Raw genomic sequence first — 23,815 nt, 5'->3', positions numbered from 1 at the left:
ATGGCTTCGGGGTGATTCTCGAAAGTCGCGGAATATGGCGCGAAGATCGCGCGCCTCCCGTGAGCAGGACCACGACCCCGGAGCCAAGCGGTGACTCGCATTCAAGCCAATCTCTTCCTCTTGTTCTCCGGTGCAATCTGGGGTGCGGGCTTCGTAGCGCAGTCGACGGCGATGGACGCGATCGGACCGCTCTGGTTCATCGGCCTGCGCTTTGCGATCGCGACACTCGTGGCACTGCCCTTGGCGCTCCTTGAAAAGAAGCAGGCCGCTACGCCCTTGCCGCGAAACGCCATGCGCAACTTCGTCTTCGTCGGACTGGCGCTTTTCGGCGGAGCCGTCACGCAACAATACGGCCTGCTCACCACCACCGTCACCAATTCCGGCTTCCTGACCGGGCTCTACGTGGTATTCGTGCCGGTACTGACTGTCGTGTTCCTGCGCCGCCGGCCGCACTGGGTCATCTGGCCGGCCGCCCTGCTCGCGGCTTTCGGCATCTTTCTCCTGAGCGGCGGCGCGCTCTCGGCGCTGACCGGCGGAGACATGCTGACGATCGTCTGCGCCCTGTTCTGGGCGGTTCAGCTGATGTTGGTCGGCTTGTTCGCTCCGGCCACGGGCCGGCCGATGCTCCTGTCGATGACGCAGTTCGCCGTCTGCGCCGTTGCCGGATGCGTACTGGCCGGCCTGTTCGAGCCGCTGAGCCTCGATGCGATCAACGGCGCCCTCCCGCAGATCCTCTACGCCGGCATTTTTTCAAGCGGCATCGCTTTCATCTGCCAGGTCGTAGGCCAACGCTATACGACGGCGCCGCAGGCTGCCATCTTCCTCTCGAGCGAAGCGCTCTTCGCCGCCCTGTTCGGGGTGCTGCTGCTCGGCGAGACCATCACTCCGGTCGGCTACGTCGGCTGCGCCGTCATCTTCCTGGCGATGCTTGCGGTCGAGCTCGTGCCGGAACTGACGAAGAAACGTCGCGAAGCCGCGCAAGCTGCTGTCTGAACAGCGGCTTCTGCTAGCCGTTCCGTGCAATTTCTCCGCGCGCTTGGCGCCCGGGTTAATACTACTAATACTCTCCGAAACCCCTCAATTTTGCTTGGAACGGCGAATTTCGCTTGAGCCGGCAATATATCCTGCAGTTTTTCTGTAGGCATGAAGGCAATGGTCCCTCGGACCAGTGCGCTGCGTGAACGACAAGCGATATCAGGCGCTTGGACCGGGAAACCAGGCTGCACAAAGTTGCGGCATACCCATGAGCGACGGAATTTGGCGCAAATGATCCTGCCGCGCCCCAATCTTTGGTCGAAAAGCTTTGAATTCAACAGCTTGCAATGCTTTTTGAATACGCGAGTCAAAACGACCAACTGACCTCTTTTTGAGCAATGAGAAGACGCAATACCTCGTCAGAAAAGTTTTGCTTGCCAATTCAAAATAAACCCATCACTCTTACTGTGTTCGGGCAATCTGCGAACACGGGAAGATCTTGAATAAAAGCGGGCCGGAGACGCAACCCACTCCGGGCGGCCAACGGGGGGAGGCTGTTATTCCTTCCTGCGGCTGGTCGCGATAACCAGGACCCTTTCCTCAATTGTCGAGAACTGCCCCCACGCCCATATCGGGCAAAACTGCAATGCTGCCCGCAACGCGGGTGGAGAGAAAAGGACCTGACGCATGGCCGAGACTGGCACTGTAAAATTCTTCAACACAGACAAGGGCTTTGGCTTCATCAAGCCTGAAAACGGTGGCGCGGACATCTTCGTTCATATTTCTGCCGTGCAGGCCTCGGGCCTGAGCGGTCTCACGGAAAACCAGAAGGTGTCCTTCGACACCGAGCCGGATCGCCGCGGCAAGGGACCGAAGGCGGTCAACCTGCAGATCGTCGGCTAACGCTGTTCTCTGCTGAAAGTTAAGTTCGAGCCCGGCAGTTTTGCCGGGTTTTTTCGTTCAGGCTCCGTTCAGTTTGGCTTATATAGACTTTGTTCATCATGAAATCCGGAAACCATCCGGTCGCATGCATAGGATTGAAGCCCATGAACAAATTCATCAAAGCAGCCGTCCTGTCGGTCGCCGCGGCCGCCATCGTTATCCCGACCTTCGGCACCGCCCAGGCAGGGCACCGCCATCGCAATAACGACGATGCATGGGTAGCGGGCGCAGTTGGCTTGGCCGCGGGCGCGCTCATCGGTAGCGCGATCGCCTCGCCGCCGCCGCCGCGCTATTACGGCGAGCGGGTCTATATCGATCCGGAGCCCGACTATTACGAGCCCCGCCCCGTCTATCGTCCGCGCCCGGTTTATCGGCCCGTCTATCGTCCGGTGGCGGTCGAGACCTACGGCCTCGAGCCCTGGACACCGGCTTGGTATCGCTATTGTTCGCAGCGCTATCGCTCGTTCAATCCGGACAGCGGAACCTTCGTCGGCTATGACGGCCGCAGCCATTTCTGCAACGCCGGCTGAAAGCCGCCGCGTACGAACCGAAAGGGCGCATGACTGGAGAAGTCATGCGCCCTTTTCATTTTCGCACCGGTCAAAGACCGCGCAGAAACGGATTGGTGCGCCGCTCTTCGCCGATCTGCCCGCCCGGGCCGTGGCCGCAGATGAAGCCCACATTGTCCCCGAGTGGCAGTATCTTGTCCCGGATCGAATCCAGAAGCTGCTGATGATTGCCGCCCGGCAGGTCGGTACGGCCGATTGAGCCGTGAAAAAGCACGTCGCCGACATGGGCGAAATTTTGTGCCCGGTTGAAATAGACCACATGACCGGGCGCATGGCCGGGGCAATGCAAGACCTCGAAAACGTGGTCGCCGAAGGAGACGGTATCGCCCTCTTCAAGCCAGCGGTCCGGCACGACGTTCTGAACCTTCATCGCGAGGCCGAAGCGCTCCGCCTGATCCTCCAGCCGTTCGAGCAGCGGCAGGTCGTCCTTGTGGGGTCCGACAATGTCGAGCCCCAGTGCTTCTTTCAATTCCTTGGCGCCGCCGGCGTGATCGATATGGCCGTGTGTGAGCCAGATAGCCTTCAACGCGATGCCGTTTTCGCGGATCGTCTGCAGGATGATGTCGACGTCGCCGCCGGGATCGACGACCACGCCTTCCTTGGTCTCGCTATCGAACAGGACCGTACAGTTCTGCTCGAAATGCGTTACCGGGATAATGCCTGCCTGTAACATCGGACCATGCCTCGCTCTTGCTCGTGAGGTGGCCTGGAAGTGAGAAGCCCTTCCCGATCCAGGCCGTTTTCCCAGCTATAGCGATAAGCGAGCGGTATGACAGCGCAAATCAGCGCAGTGCCACGATTTCCGAAGCCGGCGGCGAATATTGCACCGTCGCGAGCAGCAGCACCGAAACCACGAGCTTCGCTGTCACGACGACCACCACCAGCGGACGCAACCGCTTGGCAGCAAGCTTGGCATCGTCCGATAACTCACCTTGCATCTCGTCACTCCCGGCTGGAGCCAGCCTGTGTCGGGCAGAAATCGATAAATCGGCCGCGCATTGCCGGCGAACAATATAGGGAAGACTTCGTCAGCTTCCGTCAGCCCGGGCAACGCTTGACGACGGCAATATGTTTCATCCTCACATTTCGTGATGTCACGGGGGGAACATCCCTGAGGCGCGGCGCGTTCTGGCCTGCAAATGAAAGAGGAGCAAGATGATGAAGACTCTCTCTCCGACTCTGTTCAAAGCGGCCTCGCTCAGAGCGGCTTTGGCAGCCGGTGCGATGCTCGCCGCCATTCCCGCAGCCTATGCCGAAATGAGCGCAACGACGCTGACGGACCTTAATGTGCGTGCCGGACCGGGCCCCCAATACCCTGCGGTCGGCGTCGCCACACGCGGCAGCGCTGCCGTGCTCGATGGCTGCATGGAGGGAAGCAACTGGTGCCGCATAGACGTCAACGGCCTGCGCGGCTGGGCTTACGCCCGTTACCTGGCGACGGACATGGGCGGCACGACCGCCATTATCCAGGAGCGCCGCACGGAACTCTCGGTCCCTACGGTCGCCTATGAGGGCGAGACCGTGGTGGCGCCGTCCGAACCGCTCGAACTGGTGGGTCCGGTCGAGGAGGTCGAAGCGGTGACTCCGCCTCCCACGGTGCGCACCTATATCACCGAGAATCCGGTCGACACCGTCTATGTAGAGGGCGAAGCCGTGGTCGGTGCCACGCTGCCGAACACGGTGGCCGTCCAGCCCATTCCTGATTACGAGTATCAGTACGTGACCATCAATGGGCAGCCCGTCCTTGTCGATCCGGGCACAAGAAGGGTCGTCTACGTCTATCGCTGAGCGTCAGGCGAAAAGGGAAAAGGCATGGTGGCGCAGCGTCAATTGCAAAACGCTGCGTCACGGCGAATCACCCGTCCAAAACGCGTCGAGAGTAGAGGGCACGAGTGGTGTGGCTTTGCGGCTCCTCGTGCCCTCTCGCGCGCCCCGAAACGAATTCCCGAAACAACTCAAACGACTATCCCCCAGCCCCGCTTCCGGATCGTCACCTGTGGCCGACACCAGTGGTGGCAAAATTGACAAATCTCCCCTTCGGCTTCAACCTTCCCGTGCCGGGTTGTCCGGTATGTCGCGGCTCTGGATGAGGGGTCGCAGGACGGAGGGATCGATGGAAGCATTAGTGCCTATCATTACCCAGTTGATTGCGGGGGCAGCTGGCGGAAACGCGGCCAGCGCCATGCTGAAGCAGCAGGCATTCGGAGTCGTGGCACGCACGATCGTCGGAGCCATCGGCGGCCTCGGCGGCGGGTTCCTGATCCAGATGCTTGGCGGAGAGGCCGCCGCGACCGGTCTGGCCATGCAGGCCATCGGCGCCCTCATCGGCGGCGGCGTTCTCAACGGCATTGTCGGGCAGTTCGTCGGCAAGCAGGCGTGAGCCTTCAGGCGACATCCATCGCAAGGCAAAAGGCGGCTGCGGCCGCCTTTTCTGCGTATCGCCGAGGCGCGATATGCGTAAATTTGCACGTCTTCGATCTGGATGCCTGCGACTCGATGGAAATATGTCAACCAAACTGACATATATTGCGGTATGTTTCGAACGGCATTTCGATTGAAAGGATATGACCGCGTGGTCGGCCAGATCAGGGACAAGAGCATAAGCGACAGCGCTGGCGAAGATGTGGACACGATAGATTTCGAGATCATCGAGCTGCTTTTCTTTGCCTATCGCGACTTCACCGGCGACCCGGACGCCATTCTCGAGAAGAGCGGATTCGGCCGCGCGCATCATCGCGTCGTGCATTTCGTCAACCGCGAACCCGGCATGACGGTCGCGGATCTTCTTGAAACGCTGAAGATCACCAAGCAGAGCCTTGCCCGCGTCCTCAAGCAGTTGATCGATTCCGGCTATATCCGGCAGGTGACCGGTCCCGAAGACCGGCGGCAGCGCATGCTCTACACGACACCGGACGGCCAGGCCCTGGCGCGGGCGCTTGCCGAGCCACAGTCCCGCCGCATAGCCGATGCATTGGCAAAGGCCGGACCGGGTGCGCGGGAAACCGTGAAGCGGTTTCTCGCCAATATGATGAATGACGTTGCGGGCTGATCCACTGCATGTTTCGTTTGATCCTCGCCCATTGAAGGAGAAAAACATGCAGCGGCTTAAGTGCTACAGCGGCCATTGCGCGTCCGCCGGACGTGCGGCACTGCAGGGAAGGCGCCCGAGAGTCACACAACGATTCAAAATGTTACGCGACCTGTGCGCGTCTGATTGGACGTCGGCTCGTCGTTCGTGGCAAAACGGGTAGCCCCTTGAATGAGAATGGGTGACCGCGGCGCATGTGCTGCACGGTCTCCGGCATTTTTGGCGCAGCCTTTCCGGCTTGACCGGCAATGAGGGTACCGAATGATGATAGCAAAGGCGACAGTCTCCGACGATGCGGCGCATCTTCTGGTCGTCGACGATGACCGGCGCATCCGCGACCTGCTCAACCGCTATCTGGTCGAACAGGGATTTCGCGTAACGACGGCAGCCGATGCCGACGAGGCCCGGCGAAAGCTGATAGGCATCGATTTCGATCTTCTGGTCGTCGACGTGATGATGCCGGGGGAAAGCGGCATCGCTCTGACGCAAAGTCTCAGGCAGATCAAGTCCGTGCCGATCATCATGCTGACGGCCCTGGCGGAGGCGAATTCGCGCATCGAAGGGCTGGAGGCGGGCGCCGACGACTACCTGCCGAAGCCTTTCGAGCCGCGCGAACTCGTGCTCCGCATCAACAACATCCTGCGCCGCAACCAGCCGACACAGACACACAAGGTCGATCAGGTTATTTTCGGGCCCTACACCTTCTCGGTAGTGCGCAAGGAACTGCGCCGCGGGGCCGACCATATTCGCCTCACCGACCGTGAGCAGGAGATCATGACGCTGTTTTCGCAGCGCGCCGGCGAAACCATTCCGCGCCACGAGCTGATCGGCGACGACGCCGAGGTCGGCGAGCGCACGATCGACGTGCAGATAAACCGGCTAAGGCGTAAAATCGAGGACGATCCTTCCAACCCCGTATGGCTGCAGACCGTTCGCGGCATCGGTTACCGGCTGAGCGTTGACTGACGATGGGCCAGAAACGAGGGCCGGATCAAGGGCCATGGCAAGCTTTGACGGTTTGAAGCGCGAAGGAACGACACCCGCGGACGGCGGCTGGAAGCGCGTGGTCCGCTGGCTGCGGCGCCGGCTGCCGATGGGTCTTTACGCGCGCTCGATTCTGATCGTCGTCATCCCGATGGTGCTGCTACAGTCCGTGGTCGCCTTCGTGTTCATGGAGCGGCACTGGCAACTCGTCACCCAGCGCCTCTCCTCGGCGGTGACCAACGACATCGCCGCCATCGTCGACCTGATCACGACCTTCCCGCGCGAGGGCGATATCGACCAGATCGTCCGCATCGCCCGCGATCAGCTCGACCTCAACATAACCGTCGAGCCGGGCGGAGAGCTGCCGCCGCCGCGTCCCAAGCCCTTCTTCGAAATCCTCGACCAGATCCTCAGCGAGGAGATTTCGGACCAGATCCGGCGTCCCTTCTGGATCGATACCGTCGGCAATTCGAAGATCGTGGAAATCCGCATCAAGCTTGAAGACGACCGCATTCTCAGGGTCTATGCCCGCCGCAATCAGGCCTATGCATCGAACACACACATCTTTCTCGTCTGGATGGTCGGCGCATCGCTCGTCTTGCTGACGATCGCGATTCTCTTCCTGCGCGGGCAGATCAGGCCGATCCTGGCGCTGGCAAGCGCAGCGGAGAGCTTCGGCAAGGGACAGAAGATCGACGATTTCGCACCGCGGGGTGCCAATGAAATCCGGCGGGCCGGTCTCGCCTTCATCCTGATGCGCGAGCGGATCGAGCGCCAGATCGAACAGCGCACCGCGATGCTGACCGGCGTCAGCCACGACTTGAGGACGATCCTGACCCGGTTCAAGCTGCAGCTGGCACTTGTGGGCAACAATCCGGACCTCGAAAGCCTCAACCAGGACGTTGAGGATATGCAGAACATGCTGGAAGGCTATCTCGCCTTCGCCCGAGGAGACGCGGAAGAGGATGTCGGCCGGCTGAAACTCAGCGATCTGATGGCCAGGCTTGCGGCGGAGGCGGAGCTGTATGGCAAGACGCTGACAACCGCGATCCAGGGCGAGAACGAAATTCACGTGAGGCCGAACGCCTTCACGCGGCTCGTCTCCAACCTCGCGTCCAACGCCTATCGCTATGCGAACACCGTGCACATCGAGGCGCGCCAGAGCGCGAAATGGTTGACCATCACCGTCGATGACGACGGACCGGGCATTCCCGAACGGTCACGCGAAGACGTGTTCAAACCGTTCTTCCGCCTGGATGAGGCCCGCAATCTCGACAGTTCCGGCACCGGCCTCGGCCTCGCCGTTGCCCGCGACATCGCCCGCAGCCATGGCGGCAATGTCACGCTCGCAGACAGCCCCCTCGGCGGCCTGCGAGCGACGGTGCGTGTGCCGACGTAAATACGGGGAAGATCACATCAACTTCTTGCCGTTCGGCACCGGCTTGTCGGTGGATGCGAGCACGATCGCGCCGGCCTCGTCTTCGAAGCCGAGCGTGAGCACCTCGGAACGAACGGGGCCGATCTGGCGCGGCGGAAAATTGACGACACCCAGAACCTGCCTGCCGACGAGTTCCTCGGGCCTGTAGTGCACCGTGATTTGCGCGGAGGATTTCTTGATGCCGATGTCAGGGCCGAAATCGATCTTGAGCTTGATTGCCGGCTTGCGTGCCTCGGGAAAGGGCTCCGCCTCTACGATTGTACCGACACGAATGTCGACGCGCTCGAAATCGGCATAGGAAATGATTTCGGTCATGAATGTTCCCCGGATCACGTCGATGGGCCGATTCGACATACGACCAAAAGCGTGAACGATTGCGACAACTTCAGAGTGAATTGCGGGACACGCTGTCTCGCCAGGAATTACCCGGCCAGCTCTTCCGCGCGCTTGCGCGCCGCCGCAATGGCCCGGTCGAAGAGCGGCTGCATGCCGTCATCCGCCATCAATACCGCCAGCGCAGCCGCCGTGGTACCGCCGGGCGAAGTGACGTTCTGCCGCAGGCGCGCTGCATCGTCGGGGGACTGATGGAGGAGTTCACCAGCCCCCGCGACGGTTTCCCGAGCAAGACGCATGGCTAGGTCCGCCTCGAGTCCGGCCTTGCGCCCGGCCTCCGCCATGCACTCGACGAGATAGAAGACATAGGCCGGGCCGCTGCCGGAGACGGCGGTCACGGCATCGATATCCGCTTCGCTCCCGACCCATTCGACCGGGCCGCTGACCTTCAGCAGATCATGCACCAGCGCGCGCTGGGCCTCGCTGACGCGAGCATTCGCGAAGGCGCCGGTCACACCGCGTCCGATCATGGCCGGCGTATTCGGCATGGCGCGCACCGTCGCCGCCTCACCCAGGTGCCGCTCGATGAAACCCAGCGTCTTGCCGGCGGCCACTGAAACGATCACGGTTTGCGGACCGACGAGCCCTTTCAGGGGTGGCAGCACCGTTTCCATCACCTGCGGCTTGACCGCGAGGAAGATCGCGCCCGCCTTACCGCCCGCCGGAGCGGAGGTCGCATGTTGCACACCGCTATCCGCCAGGAGCTTTGCCATCGCCGGTGACGGGCCCGGATCGATGACGAGAACGTCGCTGCCACGGACTCCGCTTTTCAGCCAGCCCGCGAGCATGGCGCCGCCCATATTGCCGGCGCCGACGAGCACGATCGGACCCGAAACGGCAATGCTCACTTCATGCCTCCCCAACGGTCTCGAACAATACCGCGTCGACCGCGCGCTGCGCATCCATGCCCGACCAAACGACGAACTGGAACGCCTGGAAATAGGACTCGCAGGCGTCGAGCGCGTTCGAAAGGAGCACCTCGACCTGCTGGTTCGTCGGTTCCGCTCCACCGGCGAGCAACAGAGATTGCCGGAAGATGATGACTTCTTCTTGGCGCCAAAGATCGAAATGACCCATCAGCACCTGACCGTTGATGTGGGACAGAAGCCGGATCACCTCGTTTGCGCGGCTGTCCGGCACCTTGATGTCGAAGGCGCACGCCAGATGCAGCGCCTCGAACTCCTCCATCCAGGAAAAGGAAACATGGTAGTCCGCCCACCTGCCTTCGACGGTCATGGCGATCTCGTCTTCGCCGGATCGCTCGAAGGACCAGTCATTGTTCGCGGCAACGAACTCGATCATATCGACCGGGTTGGACTGGCGCTCGGCTTCCATTTCCAAAAGGCTCATGCATCACCCTAAAGGCGCGGCTAAGGCGCGCAAAGTCACGCTCACAGGACGCAACACTGCAAACCTAGTACCGGATACGAACACACTATGATTGCTGGACCTGCGACTATCCTGGCTTACTTACCCTGCCCGGAGCTTGCATGGTCCGTGTCGAATCATCATTTAAAATCAGTGTATAACGGCAGAGTCAGCGTGCCAGCCCCTGAGCCTAAAAATTGCCGGGAAGAATAGCGCCCCGCGCTATGATTCTGATTCAGCGCGGCTGCTTAAACGACTCTGCGATAAAGGTTTTTTGCCAGTGTCCACAGGTGGAAAACTTTTCAGTTTTTGTTAACCGTGACGCCAGCGAAGTGAAATGCGTCGGGCGACGGCGGGGTGGCCGATTTGGCCCCGCGCCGCATCCGCCTCCGTGAGAACCGCAAAGGCACGCGGTTCGATGGTCGACGACGACCGAAGGCCGGCGTGAGGCAGGTTCTTTTACTTGCCCGTCGTGATGTCGGCGGCCGCCGGGCCGGTCGCGGCCAAACGTGCTTCCAGCGCTTCGATGCGAGCAAGGAGAGCGTCGTTTTCGTCCCGTGCCCGCGCGGCCATTTCCTTGACCGCCTCGAACTCCTCGCGCTTCACGACATCGAGCGAATTCAACCAGTTTTCGGTTTGCGCCCGGAATGCCGCCTCGACCTCGCGCCGCACCCCTTGGGCCGCGCCCGCCGCATCCGTCATCAGCCGGGCGAGATCATCGAGAATACGGTTGGCGCCTGTGCTCATCTTTCCGGTCTCCATTTCCATCCCGCCACATGCGGCGGAGCTCATGATTTCAGGTAGGGTCCCCGGAGTGAGGATGCAAGGAAAATGACGTCCGCGACGCCGCTCATCGTTCTCCGGGACCCTTGAATTTGCGATGAGGCAATGGGGCAGTATAGCGCGCTGCGGCTACCTTTCTACGTTCGAAAGAGGCTGGAGCGTCGTTGCGTGGCGGCAGCGGGTGCTTGACCGCGCCGGATTCGCTCGTCATGTTCCGCCGAAATCATCGGTCCGGCACGAGAGAAGACCTTGGAAACAATCGCGACCCGCCTCGCCATCCTACCCTTCCCCGAAATCGACCCCGTCATCTTCACGATAGGGCCGCTCGCCGTGCGCTGGTACGGGCTGGCCTATGTCGCGGGTATACTGCTCGGATGGCTCTATGCGCGCCGCATAATCCAGAACGCTTCGCTCTGGCGCAACGGCACCGCCCCCTTCAACCTGGCACAGCTCGACGACTTCCTGCTCTGGGCGGCCGGCGGCATCGTGCTTGGCGGGCGCATCGGCTACATCCTCTTCTACGATCTCGGCTCCATCCTCGAGAATCCCGTCCGCGCGATCCAGATATGGAACGGCGGCATGTCCTTCCATGGGGGCCTTCTCGGCACGACCCTGGCGATAATCATCTTTGCGCGAAGGAACGCGATCCCCCTCTGGAGCCTGTTCGACGTCGTGGCAGCAGTGGTGCCGATCGGGCTCTTCTTCGGGCGCATCGCCAATTTCATCAATGGAGAACTCTGGGGCCGCCTGTCCTCGATGCCCTGGGCGGTCGTCTTCCCGACGGGAGGCCCCTTCGCCCGTCATCCGAGTCAGCTTTACGAGGCGGCCCTGGAGGGCATTGTGCTTCTCGTCGTGCTCGCCTGGTTCGTCTATCGCCGCAGAGCCCTGAAAATGCCCGGCCTCGTCACCGGCATCTTCGTCTGCGGCTATGCTGCGAGCCGCATTTTCGTGGAGTTCTTCCGCGAACCGGACGCACAGATCGGCTATCTTGCCGGAGACTGGCTTACCATGGGCATGGTGCTTTCACTGCCGATGGCACTGGTCGGTATCTGGGCCATTGCGCGGGCGCGCAGCGCGGCTGCCGCCGCTTGACTGGACAAGTCATGACGAATCCTCTCGCCGACAAGATCGAGGCGCTGATCCGGACCAATGGGCCGATCAGCGTGACCGACTATTTCTCCCTCTGCCTTGCCGATCCGCAGCACGGCTATTATCGCGTCCGCGAACCGTTCGGACGGGCGGGCGACTTCACCACCGCACCGGAAATCAGCCAGCTCTTCGGCGAGATGATCGGTATATTCCTCGTGCATGCATGGCAGCAGCACGGCACGCCTGGGGACGCGATTATCGCCGAGATCGGTCCGGGCCGCGGCACGATGATGTCCGACATGCTCCGCGTCATCCGGCGGCTGGCGCCGGCACTGTACCGGACAGCGACCGTTCATCTCGTCGAAACCAGCGACCGGCTTCGCAGGCTGCAGGCCGAGACCTTGGCCGAACACGAAGGCAAGGTCCGCTGGCATGAGAGCTTCGACAGCCTCCCCTCCGGATTCCTGCTCCTGGCTGCGAACGAACTTTTCGACGCAATTCCGATCCGTCAGTTCGTGCGGACCGCACAAGGGTTCCGTGAGCGCATGGTCGGCCTCGATGCGGAGGGCCGATTGACCTTTGCTGCAGGCATTGCCGGCATTGATCCCGCATTGCTGCCCTCTCCCGCGCCAGCCGTCGCGGAAGGCACGATCTTCGAGATCTCCCCCGCCCGCGACGCGGTGATGGCCGCGCTCTGCGAGCGCCTCCGCGCCGGCGGCGGCACGGCGATCATTATCGACTACGGCCATCTGGCGACCGGCTACGGCGACACGCTGCAGGCCGTCCGCAATCACGAATATGATCCGCCGCTTGCCAATCCCGGTCTCGCCGACCTGACCAGCCACGTCGATTTCGAGCAATTGGCGAGCCGTGCGAAAGCGGAGGGCGTGCAGATCAACGGACTTGCCCGTCAGGGTGATTTCCTGGTCGGCCTCGGCCTCCTGGAACGCGCCTCGACCCTCGGCCGGGACAAGGACGAGACGACTCAGGAAAGCATCCGCGACGATGTCGAGCGGCTTGCGGGCTCCGGCGCGGGAAAGATGGGAGAGCTGTTCAAGGTGCTGGTGGTAAGCAGTCCGGAAGTCGCCTTGGCGCCCTTCCGGAAGAAGGCGCCTTAGCGCCGGCCGTGGGCCGCCTCGGGTCCCTCGCCCCGGCAGGGCGATTGACAGTCCCCGCCTGCCGGGTCAACATCGCGCCGGCAAATCAGCTGCAAGTCGACGGGCCGCAACGCGCCCTCAATTCCAACGAAGCTTAGAAAATCACGAGGGCGAAAACACCGAATGCAGGATGATGCCTCGCTATCCCCTGTGCAGAGCCCGCTCTTCGGCGCAAAGGCAGGCCCGGCAATCGCACATGGTTATTTCACGCGCCAGGGAGGCGTTTCCGAGGGCATCTACCGCGGTTTGAATGTCGGTCTCGGCTCGAACGACGAGCGGGAACGGGTCGGCGAGAACCGAGCCCGGGTCGCCCGCTGGTTCGGCGCAGAGCCACGACGGCTTGCCACGGTGCACCAGGTGCATTCGCCGGACGCGATCATCGTCGACGCCGGTTACGACGGCGCGCGGCCGGATGCCGATGCGCTGGTGACGGCAACGCCCGGCATCGTCCTCGGCGTTCTCTCCGCCGATTGCGGCCCGGTCCTTTTCGCCGATCCGGAAGCAGGCGTGATCGGTGCCGCCCATGCCGGATGGAAGGGCGCGCTGGGTGGCGTGCTCGAAAGCACCATCGAGGCTATGATCTCGCTCGGTGCCCGCCGCGAGCGCATCATCGCCTGCCTCGGACCGTCGATCAGCCGGAGCCACTACGAGGTCGGCCCCGAATTCGTAGCCCGCTTCGTCGCCACTGAGGCAAGCTATGCGTCGTTTTTCACGCCGTCGGGCCGCGACGGCCATGCCATGTTCGACCTTCCCGGATTGACGGTCCGGCGGCTGGCCGAGGCCGGCGTGACTGCGGAAAACCTCGGCATCTGCACCTATGCGGACGAAGACCGCTTCTTCTCCTATCGCCGAACGACGCACAGGCAGGAGCCTGATTACGGGCGGCAGATATCAGCGATTTCCATACGGGAGGTTTGAGATGGCGCTTCATTTCGCCGAAGAAGAATATGCGGCCCGCCTGGCGCGGCTCACAGCCAAGATGCAGGAAGAAAAGCTCGACGCGATACTGCTCTTCGCGCAGGAGAGCATGTACTGGCTGACCGGCTACGACACCTTCGGCTATTGCTTCTTCCAGTCGCTCGTGGTCAAGCGGGATGGTTCGATGGTCCTGCTCACCCGTTCGGCCGACCTGCGCCAGGCGCGTCATACGTCGAACATCGAGCGAATCGAAATATGGGTGGATCGGGTCAATGCCGATCCGGCCATGGACCTCAAGAACCTGCTCAGCGAACTCGATCTCCTCGGCCGCCGCATCGGCGTCGAATACGACACGCACGGCATGACCGGAAGAACGGCGCGCCTCGTCGACCACCAGCTCTCCACTTTCGGGGAACTGGTCGACGCGTCGCTGCTCGTCAGCCGCCTGCGTCTGATCAAGAGCCCGGCGGAGATCGCTCATGTCGAGAAGGCGGCGAGCCTTGCCGACGACGCGCTCGACGCGGCGCTGCCACTCATCCGCCCGGGCGGCAGCGAGGCGGATATCCTCGCGGCCATGCAGGGCGCCGTTTTCGCCGGCGGCGGCGACTATCCGGCCAATGAGTTCATCATCGGTTCCGGGGCCGACGCACTGCTCTGCCGCTACAAGGCGGGCCGGCGCAACCTCGACGCCAATGATCAGCTCACGCTCGAATGGGCCGGTGTCAGCGCCCATTACCATGCGGCGATGATGCGCACGGTCGTGATCGGCGAGCCCACCAACCGTCACCGCGAGCTCTACAGCGCCTGCCGGGAAACGATCCAGGCTATCGAAATGGTGCTTCGACCCGGCAATACCTTCGGGACCGTCTTCGACGTGCATGCCAAGATCATGGACGAGCGCGGCCTTGCCCGGCACCGTCTGAACGCCTGCGGCTATTCGCTCGGCGCACGCTTCTCGCCCTCCTGGATGGAGCACCAGATGTTCCATATCGGCAATCCGCAGGAGATCGAGCCGGACATGTCCCTCTTCGTCCACATGATCATCATGGACTCGGACAGCGGCACCGCCATGACGCTCGGCCAGACCTATCTCACCACGGCCGACACCCCCCGCCCGCTCTCGCGCTACGGACTGGACTTCATATCTGCGTAAGGAAATCGCCCTATGATTTCCGTCGGAAGTGAAGAACGCGCCGGCGGCTGATCCTGCTGCAGCGACCTTTGCGCGTCCAATAGGGCGCGCCGGCGCTGCAGCCGCCGCATCCGGCGCCGGGATGTTCGAGCGGAGACGGTGGGAACGATGCGCAAGCAGATCAATCCGATCGCAAGCCTTGGCCTTGCCGCAGCCTTGGCCGGCTGCAACACGACAGACGCCCTGATCCCGCAGGTGGACGTGGGCGAAGGCAGTTTCCGCTCCCCTCCGGTGACCCAGTCGGATCTCGACGCCATGTCGGCGCAGACCGCGGTGATGCCGGTGGAAAGCGTGCCGCCGGGCCGCTCGGCCGCCTTCGCGGCGCAGCCGAACATTTCAGGCCCGCCTCCGCAGCACGCGAGCGGCAATGTCGGCTATAGCGACTACACCGACCCGGCCGGCACGCTGGAAGGCCAGGCTAACCGTCTCGCCGGCGGTGAAGCACCGGTACAGACGATGCAGCCTCAGGCGGCGCCGACCCAGATCGCTCGGCATGAGGCACCGCCTGTGGAAGAAGCGACGCAAGAGAATGGCGGCGAGCAGCCCACACCGGTCGAAACAACGCAGGCGCCCGCGCAAACGCAGCAAGCCGCCGCATCGCCTGCAGCAGCTACGACGGGCTCGGGCGGAATCCGTTTTCTGCCGATCATCGGCGCGCCGGTCCAGGCAGTCACGCCGCTCTCGAAGCAGCTCGGCGCCTCGGCGCGCAGCCAGGGGCTCGCGATCAAAAGCTCCACCGACAAAACCAGCGACCATATCCTCAAGGGATATTTTTCAGCGCTCAACGACGGCGGCAAGACGACGGTCGTCTATGTCTGGGACATACTCGACGGCAGCGGCAATCGCCTGCACCGCATCCAGGGACAGGACTCCGTTGCAAAGACCGCGGCCGACCCCTGGAGCGCCGTCCCGGCAGAAACGATGGAGGCGATCGCCAGCCAGACGATCGACGCCTATGTCGAATGGCGTCGGTCGACCGCGGGATAGCGCCTCCGCTCGGGCTCCGCTTGCCCGCGTTCTCCGATTTTCGGCCAACCGGCCCGGAATCGCCGTCATCCTAGCCGGCTGACGCAAAGTTTTTCGGATATTGAGCGCTGCGCCGCAGCAATCCCCTTGCATTCACCTTCAAGGACGCTAAAAAGCGGCCGATCAGCTCTGACAGCGGCCGTCCGCAGTGATTGCCCGCAATCGGAATGGCTCACGGAATCTGCGCGGAGAACCCACCCCCCGGACGACCGGACGTGGCCGCGCCAGCTCAAGGCGGACCGTCAATGAAGGTTTTCGCAGGCAATTCGAACCGGCTGCTGGCCGAAGCGATCTGCAACTATCTCAACCTGCCGCTCGGCAAAGCCACAGTAAGGCGCTTCGCCGATCAGGAAATCTTCGTCGAGATCGGCGAGAACGTGCGCGGCGAGGACGTCTTCATCGTCCAGTCGACATCCTTCCCCACGAACGATCATCTGATGGAACTTCTCATCATGATCGACGCGGTTCGTCGCTCCTCAGCTCGCCGCATCACCGCCGTGCTCCCCTATTTCGGCTATGCCCGGCAGGACCGAAAACCCGGTCCTCGCACGCCGATCTCCGCCAAGCTGGTCGCCAATCTCATTACCGAAGCCGGTGCCGACCGCGTTCTGACCCTCGACCTGCACGCCGGCCAGATCCAGGGCTTCTTCGATATCCCGACCGACAACCTCTACGCCATTCCGATCCTGGCGCGAGACGTCAAGGAGAACTACAATCTCAAGAACGTCATGGTCGTTTCGCCGGATGTCGGCGGCGTCGTGCGTGCCCGGGCCCTCGCCAAGCGGCTGGACTGTCTGCTGGCGATCGTCGACAAGCGTCGCGACCGCCCCGGTGAATCGGAAGTCATGAACGTCATCGGCGAAGTCAACGGCAAGGACTGCCTCCTCATCGACGATATCGTCGATTCCGGCGGTACGCTCTGCAACGCCGCCGAGGCACTGCTGAAGAACGGTGCGACCAGCGTCACCGCCTATATCACCCACGGCGTCCTCTCCGGCGGCGCCGTCGCGCGCGTCACGTCCTCGATGCTGAAAGAACTGGTGATCACCGATTCGATCCAGCCGACGACGGCAGTGCAGTCGGCGCACAATATCCGTGTGATCTCGACCGCCGCACTGCTCGGCGAGGCGATCAGCCGCACGAGCCAGGAAGAATCGGTATCGAGCCTGTTCGATTGACGTTTACGACGCCGAGCGTCTCGTCAAGACGCGGCCGGCATCACCTTTTGACGTCCAGCATATATGATGCTGCCTCACGGGCGGGCATGGCACTTTTCGCATAGGTGAAAGTGCCGTGCTCCTTGACCTCTCGTGCCGCGCTCATGAGTGCCGCAAGGGCCGCCCTTGCAAAAGAGCCGCCGACACTGATGCGCTTCACGCCCGCCTCCTGCAGTTGTTCCACTGTGTAGACCTGCCCGGCGAGCCCCATGACCACATTGACCGGGCGTTTGACGGCAGAGCAGACCGTGCGAATCGCTTCGATGTCAGGAAGCCCCGGCGCATAGAGGACATCCGCACCGGCCTCCTCGAATGCGACGAGGCGCCGGATCGTATCGTCGAGATCGGCCCGCCCGCACAGGAAGTTCTCGGCCCGCGCGGTCAGGATAAAGGGGTGCTTGCGGGCTTCCTCCGCGGCGGCGGCAACACGTTCCACGGCCAGGCCGAACTCGAAAACCGGATCGGCGGCATCACCGGTTGCGTCTTCGATCGAGCCACCGACGAGCCCGACGCCTGCCGCCAGCGAAATCGTTTCGGCGCAGCACAGGGGATCCTTACCGAAGCCGTCCTCCAGATCCGCGGACACAGGCAGTTCGGTCGCCTCGACGATATCGCGGGCATTCTGCAATATGACGTCGCGCGCAAGAGCCGCCGCCGAATCCCTCCGGCCGATGGAAAAGGCAAGCCCGGCGCTCGTCGTCGCCAGCGCCTCGAAGCCGACCGCCGCGAGAATGCGCGCAGAACCTGCATCCCAGGGATTGGGAATTACGAAAGCGCCCTCGCGATCGTGCAAGGCGCGGAATTTCAGATGCTTGTCTTGCTGCTTTTCCATGCCCCGTCATCCGCCGTTTGAAGATGACCAGCGATAACATGAAACGAACAAAAAGCGAACAAATTTCCCGTGGTCAGCCGCGGGGCTGCACCAGGCAAACCTCGCCGCCACCGAACAGGCGCGAGCGGGTGAGGAAGCGCTTCTCCCGGCCGTTATCCAGCGAAAACATGCCGCCCCTGCCGGGCACGACGTCGATGATCAGCTGCGTGTGTTTCCAGACCTCGTACTGGCTCGAGCTGATATAGACGGGCACGCCGTCGATCTCGCCGAGCTTCACGTCGTTGTCGCCGACGATGTAATCGTCCGCCGGGTAGCACATGGGCGAGGAGCCGTCGCAGCAGCCGCCCGACTGATGAAAGAGTATATCCGGATGATCGCGCCGGATTTCGCGGATGAGGTCGATCGCCGCATCCGTCGCAAGCACGCGCGGCTCCGTTGCACCGTCGCTCAATTTGCATCTCCTCATTCGCAGAAGCCGGAAGGCCCCCGATGAAGCATCGGGAGCCCGCCGGGAGGGATCAGGCTGGCGCGGGACGAGGACGATTGCACGGCCCCGCCCGCATACAGGGAAGATACAGCGGCCGGATCAGAAGAAGCCGAGAGCCTTCGGGCTGTAGCTGACCAGCATGTTCTTCGTCTGCTGATAGTGATCCAGCATCATCTTGTGCGTCTCGCGCCCGATGCCGGACTGCTTGTAACCGCCGAAGGCGGCGTGCGCCGGATAGGCGTGGTAGCAATTGGTCCAGACCCGGCCGGCTTCGATCGCGCGGCCGAAGCGGTAGCAGCGGTTGGCATCGCGGCTCCACACGCCGGCGCCAAGCCCGTAGAGCGTGTCGTTGGCGATTTCCAGCGCCTCGGCTTCCGTCTTGAAGGTCGTGACCGACACGACCGGCCCGAAAATCTCCTCCTGAAAGATGCGCATCCTGTTGTGGCCGTGGAATACGGTCGGCTTGACGTAGTAGCCGCCGGAAAGATCGCCTTCGAGCACGTTGCGCCCGCCGCCGGTCAGCACCTCGGCACCTTCCTCCTTGCCGATTTCGATATAGGCGAGGATTTTCTCGAGCTGTTCGCTCGAAGCCTGGGCGCCGATCATGGTTGCTTCATCGAGCGGATTGCCCTGCCGGATCGCCTCGACCCTCTTTACCGCCCGCTCCATGAAGCGGTCGTAGATGCTCTCCTGTACCAGTGCCCGGCTCGGGCAGGTGCAGACCTCGCCCTGGTTCAGCGCGAACATGGCGAAGCCTTCCAGCGCCTTGTCGAAGAAGTCGTCGTCCTCGCTGGCGACGTCCGCGAAGAAGATGTTCGGCGACTTTCCGCCGAGCTCCAGCGTGACCGGGATGAGGTTCTGGCTGGCATATTGCATGATCAGCCGCCCGGTCGTCGTCTCGCCGGTAAAAGCGATCTTGGCGATGCGCGGGCTGGTGGCGAGCGGCTTGCCCGCTTCGAGGCCGAAGCCGTTGACGATGTTGAGGACACCCGGCGGCAGGAGGTCACCGATGAGTTCCGCCCAGACGAGGATCGAGCCCGGCGTCTGCTCGGCCGGCTTCAGCACGACGCAGTTTCCGGCGGCAAGCGCCGGCGCAAGCTTCCAGGCGGCCATCAGGATCGGGAAGTTCCAGGGAATGATCTGGCCGACGACGCCGAGCGGCTCGTGGAAATGGTAGGCGACGGTGTCGTGGTCGATCTCGCCGATCGAGCCTTCCTGTGCACGGATGCAGGCCGCGAAATAGCGGAAATGATCGATCGCCAGCGGAATGTCGGCGGCCATCGTCTCGCGGATCGGCTTGCCGTTGTCCCAGGTTTCCGCCCGTGCCAGAAGCTCCAGATTGTCCTCCATGCGGGCGGCGATCTTCATCAGAATGTTCGACCGCTCCGTCGTCGAGGTCCGGCCCCATTTCTCCCTTGCGGCGTGCGCCGCGTCGAGGGCGATCTCGATGTCGGCGGCGTCCGAACGCGCGACCTCGCAAAGCGTGCCGCCGGTGATCGGCGTCGTGTTGTCGAAATAGCGGCCTGCAACGGGTTCGCGCCATTCGCCGCCGATGAAGTTCCCGTATTTCTGCTTGTAGGGGTTCTCGACGATCTTCTGATGCAGCATGGACTTCCTCCCTTGGAATAGACAGCGGTGCGGTTGCTGTGGAAGGAAGAGTGAGGCCGAATGCGCATTTCCGGTAGGGCGGCGCCGCGGTTGATGGCACCGACTGTTTCAGAATTGCGACAGGTGGGCGCCTGCTGCGCTGCTGCGCCGCAGCATCGTCCGCTGGGACCTGCCGTTCATCCGCCTGCCGGCACCTTCTTCCCGCAAGCGGGGCGAAGGGACAAGCCGCACCCCGCGAAGTCCCCTCGCCCATCGCGATGCTGTCAGTTCAGGGCCAATCGCTTCATCTTGCGGTAGAGGGTCGCGCGGCTGATGCCGAGGAGATCGGCCGCCATGGATACGTTGCCCTTCGCCCGGGAGAGCGCGCGGCGCAGCGCCGCACGTTCCGCGTCCGGCAATTCGCCGCCCTCGCCCGGGAGGTCTTCCTGAAGCAGGTCGGAAGCCGGGACGCCGGCGGCGATACGCTCGTCGTCGAGCCCGAGCCACAGCCGGGCAGCCCGCGTCGCGCCGAGAACGAGATCGTCACGGTCGACCGCAAGCAGTGCAGGTCCCGCCCGGTCGACGGGTACGAGAACGATGCGGGCGCCGACGAAAGCGCGGCGGAAAAGATTGGCCTCGATTCGCGCTGCGGCATCGCGCACCGCCTGCGAGAGGATCGAAAGCGTCGCCTCGGATGCGTCGTCACGGCAGGTGGAGATGTCTATCGCCGCGGCGAGCTTGCCGCTCTCGTCACGGATCGGCGCCGTGGCGCAGCTCAGGCCGATATTGCGGCTGAGGAAGTGCTGGTCGCGCTGGATGAGGACCGGACGCTCGTCCGCGATCGCCGTACCGATGCCATTGGTCCCGACGCTCGCCTCGCTCCACACGGTTCCCGACCACAACCCGATCCCGCGAAAGTCCGCATCGTCGCCGCCGGCCCCGCGTCGTTCCAGTGCAACGCCCTTTCCGTCGGTAAGCAGCAGGCAGCACCCGGCCTTGCCGACAGTGGCGAACAGCCGGTCGAGCTCGCCGGCCGCCTCTGCGATGAGGGCGCCGGAGCTTTCGCGCGCCTGCCGGAACTCGATCTCCGAAAGACGCCAGGGCGAACGCGCATCCTCCGGCGCCAGGCCGTGCAGCGTCATGCAACGGCGCCACGATGCAGCGACCGGCGAAGTCACCGCAGCGGAAGACTGATGTGCGATGCGGTAGACCCGCTCGGAGTGGTCCCTGATTGAAGGCATTCGCTCCCTCCCTGGATCGCGGCGACCGGGCCAACCGACCCGTGGCTGATCGACGCTCACAAGCGAAGCGCGCGGAAAGAATCCACGCTTCCTCCTCCGCTTGGACAGCGTTCTGCGGCGCAAACGGGCGCCGAACTCTGCAACGGCATATTCCCCCTTTCTAACTATAGACATCGATCCAGCGGCAGGTCCACCCTGACTAAAGTCTTTCTCCCCGCACCAAGGGCACTCGGCAGGGCTGTACCGACAGGCGGTATCGACAGGCCGGATGATGTGCTACTCGAAACGATATTCCCGACTCGTCGCAACATCCGGTTGTCAGCCATGCTTCGTGATTTCTCCGTCCAAAGCCTGTTCATGGGCGTGCTGATTGCATTCGTGGGCTTTGCCAGCTCCTTTGCGGTCGTTCTGCACGGCCTTACCGGCGTCGGCGCGAACGAGGCGCAGGCGGCCTCCGGCCTGATGGCCTTGTCGATCTCGATGGGTGTCTGCGCCATCCTCGTCAGCACCGTCACGCGGCTTCCCGTCAGCATCGCCTGGTCGACGCCGGGCGCGGCCCTGCTCGCGAGTTCCGGCGTGGTGGAGGGCGGATTCAACGCCGCCGTGGGCGCCTTTCTCGTCTGCGGATTGCTGATCATCATCGCCGGCCTGTGGAAGCCGCTCGGCAGGATCGTGTCCGCCATTCCGCCGGCGCTGGCGAATGCGATGCTTGCGGGCGTGCTCCTCAGTCTCTGCTTCGCGCCGGTGAAGGCGATCGCCTTCAATCCCCTCTTCGGCCTGCCGATCGTTCTTGCCTGGGCGGTCGTCGGCAGCGTCAGCAGGCTCTATGCCGTTCCGGCCGCGCTCATCGCCTTCGTTCTTGTCGTCGCGCTTGGGATAGACATGCCGGAGGGCGCCTTGGCCGGGCTCTCCGCCGCGCTCGTACCGCAGGCCGAGTTCGTTTCGCCTTCCTTCAGCGCCTCCGCCCTGATCAGCATCGCTCTTCCGCTTTTCATCGTCACGATGGCCTCGCAGAACATTCCCGGCATCGCGGTCCTGAAGGTGAATGACTACCACCCCGATCCGGGTCCCCTCTTCGCCACGACCGGGCTCTTCACGCTGCTGAGCGCACCTTTCGGCGGACATGCGGTCAATCTTGCGGCGATCACCGCGGCGATGTGCGCCGGCTCCGATTCCCATCCCGACCGCGCCCGCCGCTACTGGTCGTCGATCAATGCCGGCATCGCCTACGTCGTCTTCGGCCTCCTGGCCGGAGCCGTCACGACCTTCGTCAGCCTCGCGCCATCGGTGCTGATCGAGGCGGTTGCCGGCCTCGCGCTGATCGGCGCCTTCTCGAGCTCCGCAGTTGCCGCCTTCACGAATGCCGAGACGCGCGAAGCAGCCGCCATCACTTTTCTCGTCACTGCCTCGGGCGTGGGCTTCGCCGGCGTGTCCGGGGCCTTTTGGGGCCTTGTCGCGGGCGGCCTGATGCTGGCTCTGGCGCGCTTCGCCAAGGGTAAGGGGTGATGTGTGCTCGGCCTAACGCCGCGCCTTGCATTTAAGCCCGTTCTCGGCTATGGACCCCGCGTCCGCGCAGACACCCTTGGAGGCAACGCGGATGAAGCCGCCCGGCGGCTTCAGGTTTTTCCGCCTTTGACGGACGAACTCTCCAAATAACACAGAAAGGTCTACCTATGAGCGAAACTTACGAGCTCAAGGCCGAGACGCGCGATCGGGTTGGTAAGGGGTCCTCCCGTGAACTTCGCCGCAACGGTCTTATTCCGGCTGTCATCTATGGTGACAAGCAGCCCCCGCTTTCCATCGCGCTGTCCACCAAGGACGTGACGATGAAGATCCATGCCGGCGGTTTCATGACCACCGTTGCGACGATCGACGTCAACGGCGAGAAGATCCGCGTCCTGCCGAAGGACTATCAGCTCGATCCGGTCCGCGACTTCACCATGCACGTCGATTTCCTTCGCGTTTCGAAGGGCAGCCAGGTCTCCGTTCAGGTTCCTGTTCACTTCGAAAACGAAGAGAAGTCCCCGGGCCTCAAGCAGGGCGGCGCACTGAATATCGTTCGTCACGAAGTCGAGCTGAACGTTTCCGCGGACAACATTCCGGAATCCCTGACGGTCGACCTCACCGGCCTTAAGATCGGCGACACCGTCCACATTTCGAACGTCAAGCTCCCCGCAGGCGCGACCCCGGTCATCGCCGATCGCGACTTCACGGTCGCCACGATCACCGGCCGCACGCAGGAAGCCGAACCGACTGAAGAAGCCGAGGGCGGCGAAGAAGAGGCTTGATCTCTGCTTCAAGCGGTCGCCCGATCCGGGCCGTGCCGCGCCCCGAGTGAAAGAATCCCGTCCCATTTTCGTGGGGCGGGTTTTCTTTTGAAACGGTGCACCCTCAGCTGGCGGCGAGATTGGCATTGACTCGCCTCGATGTCGGTGATTTGGGGTGGCTGCATGACTTGACGGGGCAAGGTTCGCCCCTCACCCTAACCCTCTCCCCGCCTGCGGGGAGAGGGGACCTGAGAGGGCGCGG

Annotated in this window: 26 protein-coding genes; 16 read left to right on the top strand and 10 right to left on the bottom strand. The window is 63.0% G+C overall.

The window, feature by feature from the left end:
* Positions 1 to 90: 90 nt before the first annotated feature.
* From JOH52_RS11625 to JOH52_RS11615, 3 genes are all read left to right on the top strand, one after another.
* The gene (locus tag JOH52_RS11625) at positions 91 to 993 is read left to right on the top strand and encodes a DMT family transporter (protein WP_010969863.1); all 903 of its coding nucleotides are present in this window, start codon (positions 91 to 93) and stop codon (positions 991 to 993) included.
* Between the two features lie 669 nt (positions 994 to 1,662).
* Positions 1,663 to 1,878, top strand: a complete 216-nt coding sequence (locus tag JOH52_RS11620) for a cold-shock protein (RefSeq protein WP_003532915.1) — start codon at positions 1,663 to 1,665, stop codon at positions 1,876 to 1,878.
* 143 nt (positions 1,879 to 2,021) lie between these two features.
* Positions 2,022 to 2,447 (top strand): BA14K family protein, encoded by a 426-nt coding sequence (locus JOH52_RS11615; RefSeq protein WP_003532907.1) that lies wholly within the window; start codon positions 2,022 to 2,024, stop codon positions 2,445 to 2,447.
* Between the two features lie 70 nt (positions 2,448 to 2,517).
* Here JOH52_RS11615 and JOH52_RS11610 read toward each other — a convergent pair whose 3' ends face one another.
* On the bottom strand, positions 2,518 to 3,159 hold the full coding sequence (locus tag JOH52_RS11610; RefSeq protein ID WP_003532905.1) for an MBL fold metallo-hydrolase: 642 nt from the start codon (positions 3,157 to 3,159) through the stop codon (positions 2,518 to 2,520).
* Between the two features lie 109 nt (positions 3,160 to 3,268).
* Positions 3,269 to 3,424, bottom strand: coding sequence for a hypothetical protein (locus JOH52_RS11605; RefSeq protein WP_003532904.1), 156 nt, complete (start codon positions 3,422 to 3,424; stop codon positions 3,269 to 3,271).
* Between the two features lie 220 nt (positions 3,425 to 3,644).
* Between JOH52_RS11605 and JOH52_RS11600 the strand changes: the two genes are divergently transcribed.
* From JOH52_RS11600 to JOH52_RS11580, 5 genes are all read left to right on the top strand, one after another.
* Positions 3,645 to 4,274, top strand: a complete 630-nt coding sequence (locus tag JOH52_RS11600) for a DUF1236 domain-containing protein (RefSeq protein WP_013844741.1) — start codon at positions 3,645 to 3,647, stop codon at positions 4,272 to 4,274.
* A 325-nt stretch (positions 4,275 to 4,599) separates the two neighbouring features.
* The gene (locus JOH52_RS11595; protein ID WP_010969864.1) at positions 4,600 to 4,866 is read left to right on the top strand and encodes a hypothetical protein; all 267 of its coding nucleotides are present in this window, start codon (positions 4,600 to 4,602) and stop codon (positions 4,864 to 4,866) included.
* A 153-nt stretch (positions 4,867 to 5,019) separates the two neighbouring features.
* Positions 5,020 to 5,535, top strand: coding sequence for a MarR family winged helix-turn-helix transcriptional regulator (locus JOH52_RS11590; protein WP_017263267.1), 516 nt, complete (start codon positions 5,020 to 5,022; stop codon positions 5,533 to 5,535).
* A gap of 300 nt (positions 5,536 to 5,835) precedes the next feature.
* Positions 5,836 to 6,540 carry a response regulator gene (locus JOH52_RS11585; protein WP_003532900.1) on the top strand — a complete coding sequence of 235 codons (705 nt, stop codon included), beginning with the start codon at positions 5,836 to 5,838 and terminating at the stop codon, positions 6,538 to 6,540.
* Between the two features lie 34 nt (positions 6,541 to 6,574).
* The gene (locus tag JOH52_RS11580) at positions 6,575 to 7,957 is read left to right on the top strand and encodes an ATP-binding protein (protein WP_003532899.1); all 1,383 of its coding nucleotides are present in this window, start codon (positions 6,575 to 6,577) and stop codon (positions 7,955 to 7,957) included.
* A gap of 12 nt (positions 7,958 to 7,969) precedes the next feature.
* Here the strand turns inward: JOH52_RS11580 and JOH52_RS11575 are convergent, their stop codons facing one another.
* The 4 genes from JOH52_RS11575 to JOH52_RS11560 all read right to left on the bottom strand — a co-directional run bounded on the left by JOH52_RS11575 (position 7,970) and on the right by JOH52_RS11560 (position 10,504).
* Complete coding sequence (locus tag JOH52_RS11575; protein ID WP_010969865.1) at positions 7,970 to 8,311, bottom strand: tRNA-binding protein; 342 nt, start codon at positions 8,309 to 8,311, stop codon at positions 7,970 to 7,972.
* 107 nt (positions 8,312 to 8,418) lie between these two features.
* Positions 8,419 to 9,237 carry a pyrroline-5-carboxylate reductase gene (proC, locus tag JOH52_RS11570; RefSeq protein WP_010969866.1) on the bottom strand — a complete coding sequence of 273 codons (819 nt, stop codon included), beginning with the start codon at positions 9,235 to 9,237 and terminating at the stop codon, positions 8,419 to 8,421.
* Position 9,238: 1 nt separating this feature from the next.
* Complete coding sequence (locus tag JOH52_RS11565; protein WP_003532890.1) at positions 9,239 to 9,739, bottom strand: type III secretion system chaperone family protein; 501 nt, start codon at positions 9,737 to 9,739, stop codon at positions 9,239 to 9,241.
* A 477-nt stretch (positions 9,740 to 10,216) separates the two neighbouring features.
* Positions 10,217 to 10,504 (bottom strand): accessory factor UbiK family protein, encoded by a 288-nt coding sequence (locus JOH52_RS11560; protein ID WP_010969867.1) that lies wholly within the window; start codon positions 10,502 to 10,504, stop codon positions 10,217 to 10,219.
* A 285-nt stretch (positions 10,505 to 10,789) separates the two neighbouring features.
* On the opposite strand from JOH52_RS11560, the gene lgt reads away from it, so the two are divergent.
* The 6 genes from lgt (at position 10,790) to JOH52_RS11530 (ending at position 17,100) form a co-directional block, all read left to right on the top strand.
* Positions 10,790 to 11,632 (top strand): prolipoprotein diacylglyceryl transferase, encoded by an 843-nt coding sequence (gene lgt, locus JOH52_RS11555; protein WP_010969868.1) that lies wholly within the window; start codon positions 10,790 to 10,792, stop codon positions 11,630 to 11,632.
* An 11-nt stretch (positions 11,633 to 11,643) separates the two neighbouring features.
* Entirely contained in the window at positions 11,644 to 12,747 is a 1,104-nt protein-coding gene (locus JOH52_RS11550) for a class I SAM-dependent methyltransferase (RefSeq protein ID WP_013844743.1), read from the top strand.
* A gap of 162 nt (positions 12,748 to 12,909) precedes the next feature.
* A complete protein-coding gene (gene pgeF / locus JOH52_RS11545; RefSeq protein ID WP_010969870.1) occupies positions 12,910 to 13,704 on the top strand; it encodes a peptidoglycan editing factor PgeF in 795 nt (264 codons plus the stop codon).
* Position 13,705: 1 nt separating this feature from the next.
* Entirely contained in the window at positions 13,706 to 14,857 is a 1,152-nt protein-coding gene (locus tag JOH52_RS11540) for a M24 family metallopeptidase (RefSeq protein WP_003532879.1), read from the top strand.
* Positions 14,858 to 15,004: 147 nt separating this feature from the next.
* Positions 15,005 to 15,883, top strand: coding sequence for a hypothetical protein (locus JOH52_RS11535; protein ID WP_003532877.1), 879 nt, complete (start codon positions 15,005 to 15,007; stop codon positions 15,881 to 15,883).
* 284 nt (positions 15,884 to 16,167) lie between these two features.
* Positions 16,168 to 17,100: a ribose-phosphate pyrophosphokinase gene (locus JOH52_RS11530; protein ID WP_003532875.1), complete on the top strand. Its 933-nt coding sequence runs from the start codon at positions 16,168 to 16,170 to the stop codon at positions 17,098 to 17,100.
* A gap of 40 nt (positions 17,101 to 17,140) precedes the next feature.
* Here the strand turns inward: JOH52_RS11530 and JOH52_RS11525 are convergent, their stop codons facing one another.
* From JOH52_RS11525 to JOH52_RS11510, 4 genes are all read right to left on the bottom strand, one after another.
* A complete protein-coding gene (locus JOH52_RS11525; RefSeq protein ID WP_003532873.1) occupies positions 17,141 to 17,971 on the bottom strand; it encodes an isocitrate lyase/PEP mutase family protein in 831 nt (276 codons plus the stop codon).
* A gap of 73 nt (positions 17,972 to 18,044) precedes the next feature.
* Positions 18,045 to 18,422, bottom strand: a complete 378-nt coding sequence (locus tag JOH52_RS11520; RefSeq protein WP_003532871.1) for a DUF779 domain-containing protein — start codon at positions 18,420 to 18,422, stop codon at positions 18,045 to 18,047.
* A 135-nt stretch (positions 18,423 to 18,557) separates the two neighbouring features.
* Positions 18,558 to 20,066 carry an aldehyde dehydrogenase gene (gene adh, locus JOH52_RS11515; protein WP_010969871.1) on the bottom strand — a complete coding sequence of 503 codons (1,509 nt, stop codon included), beginning with the start codon at positions 20,064 to 20,066 and terminating at the stop codon, positions 18,558 to 18,560.
* A 263-nt stretch (positions 20,067 to 20,329) separates the two neighbouring features.
* Complete coding sequence (locus tag JOH52_RS11510) at positions 20,330 to 21,286, bottom strand: helix-turn-helix domain-containing protein (protein WP_010969872.1); 957 nt, start codon at positions 21,284 to 21,286, stop codon at positions 20,330 to 20,332.
* A gap of 324 nt (positions 21,287 to 21,610) precedes the next feature.
* On the opposite strand from JOH52_RS11510, the gene JOH52_RS11505 reads away from it, so the two are divergent.
* Positions 21,611 to 22,792, top strand: a complete 1,182-nt coding sequence (locus tag JOH52_RS11505) for a benzoate/H(+) symporter BenE family transporter (RefSeq protein ID WP_013844744.1) — start codon at positions 21,611 to 21,613, stop codon at positions 22,790 to 22,792.
* 167 nt (positions 22,793 to 22,959) lie between these two features.
* Entirely contained in the window at positions 22,960 to 23,574 is a 615-nt protein-coding gene (locus tag JOH52_RS11500; RefSeq protein ID WP_003532863.1) for a 50S ribosomal protein L25/general stress protein Ctc, read from the top strand.
* Positions 23,575 to 23,815 lie beyond the last annotated feature (241 nt).

This window comes from Sinorhizobium meliloti (assembly GCF_017876815.1).
GTDB lineage: Bacteria > Pseudomonadota > Alphaproteobacteria > Rhizobiales > Rhizobiaceae > Sinorhizobium > Sinorhizobium meliloti.
This window is presented reverse-complemented; position numbering and strand designations above follow the sequence as displayed.

What these genes read in the sequence shown, in the direction of transcription:
- JOH52_RS11620 (WP_003532915.1), top strand. Translation starts at nt 1,663, where the DNA reads ATGGCCGAGACTGGCACTGTAAAATTCTTCAACACAGACAAGGGCTTT.
- JOH52_RS11615 (WP_003532907.1), top strand. Translation starts at nt 2,022, where the DNA reads ATGAACAAATTCATCAAAGCAGCCGTCCTGTCGGTCGCCGCGGCCGCC.
- JOH52_RS11610 (WP_003532905.1), bottom strand. Translation starts at nt 3,159, where the DNA reads ATGTTACAGGCAGGCATTATCCCGGTAACGCATTTCGAGCAGAACTGT.
- JOH52_RS11605 (WP_003532904.1), bottom strand. Translation starts at nt 3,424, where the DNA reads ATGCAAGGTGAGTTATCGGACGATGCCAAGCTTGCTGCCAAGCGGTTG.
- JOH52_RS11600 (WP_013844741.1), top strand. Translation starts at nt 3,645, where the DNA reads ATGAAGACTCTCTCTCCGACTCTGTTCAAAGCGGCCTCGCTCAGAGCG.
- JOH52_RS11595 (WP_010969864.1), top strand. Translation starts at nt 4,600, where the DNA reads ATGGAAGCATTAGTGCCTATCATTACCCAGTTGATTGCGGGGGCAGCT.
- JOH52_RS11590 (WP_017263267.1), top strand. Translation starts at nt 5,020, where the DNA reads ATGTTTCGAACGGCATTTCGATTGAAAGGATATGACCGCGTGGTCGGC.
- JOH52_RS11585 (WP_003532900.1), top strand. Translation starts at nt 5,836, where the DNA reads ATGATGATAGCAAAGGCGACAGTCTCCGACGATGCGGCGCATCTTCTG.
- JOH52_RS11580 (WP_003532899.1), top strand. Translation starts at nt 6,575, where the DNA reads ATGGCAAGCTTTGACGGTTTGAAGCGCGAAGGAACGACACCCGCGGAC.
- JOH52_RS11575 (WP_010969865.1), bottom strand. Translation starts at nt 8,311, where the DNA reads ATGACCGAAATCATTTCCTATGCCGATTTCGAGCGCGTCGACATTCGT.
- JOH52_RS11565 (WP_003532890.1), bottom strand. Translation starts at nt 9,739, where the DNA reads ATGAGCCTTTTGGAAATGGAAGCCGAGCGCCAGTCCAACCCGGTCGAT.
- JOH52_RS11560 (WP_010969867.1), bottom strand. Translation starts at nt 10,504, where the DNA reads ATGAGCACAGGCGCCAACCGTATTCTCGATGATCTCGCCCGGCTGATG.
- JOH52_RS11550 (WP_013844743.1), top strand. Translation starts at nt 11,644, where the DNA reads ATGACGAATCCTCTCGCCGACAAGATCGAGGCGCTGATCCGGACCAAT.
- pgeF (WP_010969870.1), top strand. Translation starts at nt 12,910, where the DNA reads ATGCAGGATGATGCCTCGCTATCCCCTGTGCAGAGCCCGCTCTTCGGC.
- JOH52_RS11540 (WP_003532879.1), top strand. Translation starts at nt 13,706, where the DNA reads ATGGCGCTTCATTTCGCCGAAGAAGAATATGCGGCCCGCCTGGCGCGG.
- JOH52_RS11535 (WP_003532877.1), top strand. Translation starts at nt 15,005, where the DNA reads ATGCGCAAGCAGATCAATCCGATCGCAAGCCTTGGCCTTGCCGCAGCC.
- JOH52_RS11530 (WP_003532875.1), top strand. Translation starts at nt 16,168, where the DNA reads ATGAAGGTTTTCGCAGGCAATTCGAACCGGCTGCTGGCCGAAGCGATC.
- JOH52_RS11525 (WP_003532873.1), bottom strand. Translation starts at nt 17,971, where the DNA reads ATGGAAAAGCAGCAAGACAAGCATCTGAAATTCCGCGCCTTGCACGAT.
- adh (WP_010969871.1), bottom strand. Translation starts at nt 20,066, where the DNA reads ATGCTGCATCAGAAGATCGTCGAGAACCCCTACAAGCAGAAATACGGG.
- JOH52_RS11510 (WP_010969872.1), bottom strand. Translation starts at nt 21,286, where the DNA reads ATGCCTTCAATCAGGGACCACTCCGAGCGGGTCTACCGCATCGCACAT.
- JOH52_RS11505 (WP_013844744.1), top strand. Translation starts at nt 21,611, where the DNA reads ATGCTTCGTGATTTCTCCGTCCAAAGCCTGTTCATGGGCGTGCTGATT.
- JOH52_RS11500 (WP_003532863.1), top strand. Translation starts at nt 22,960, where the DNA reads ATGAGCGAAACTTACGAGCTCAAGGCCGAGACGCGCGATCGGGTTGGT.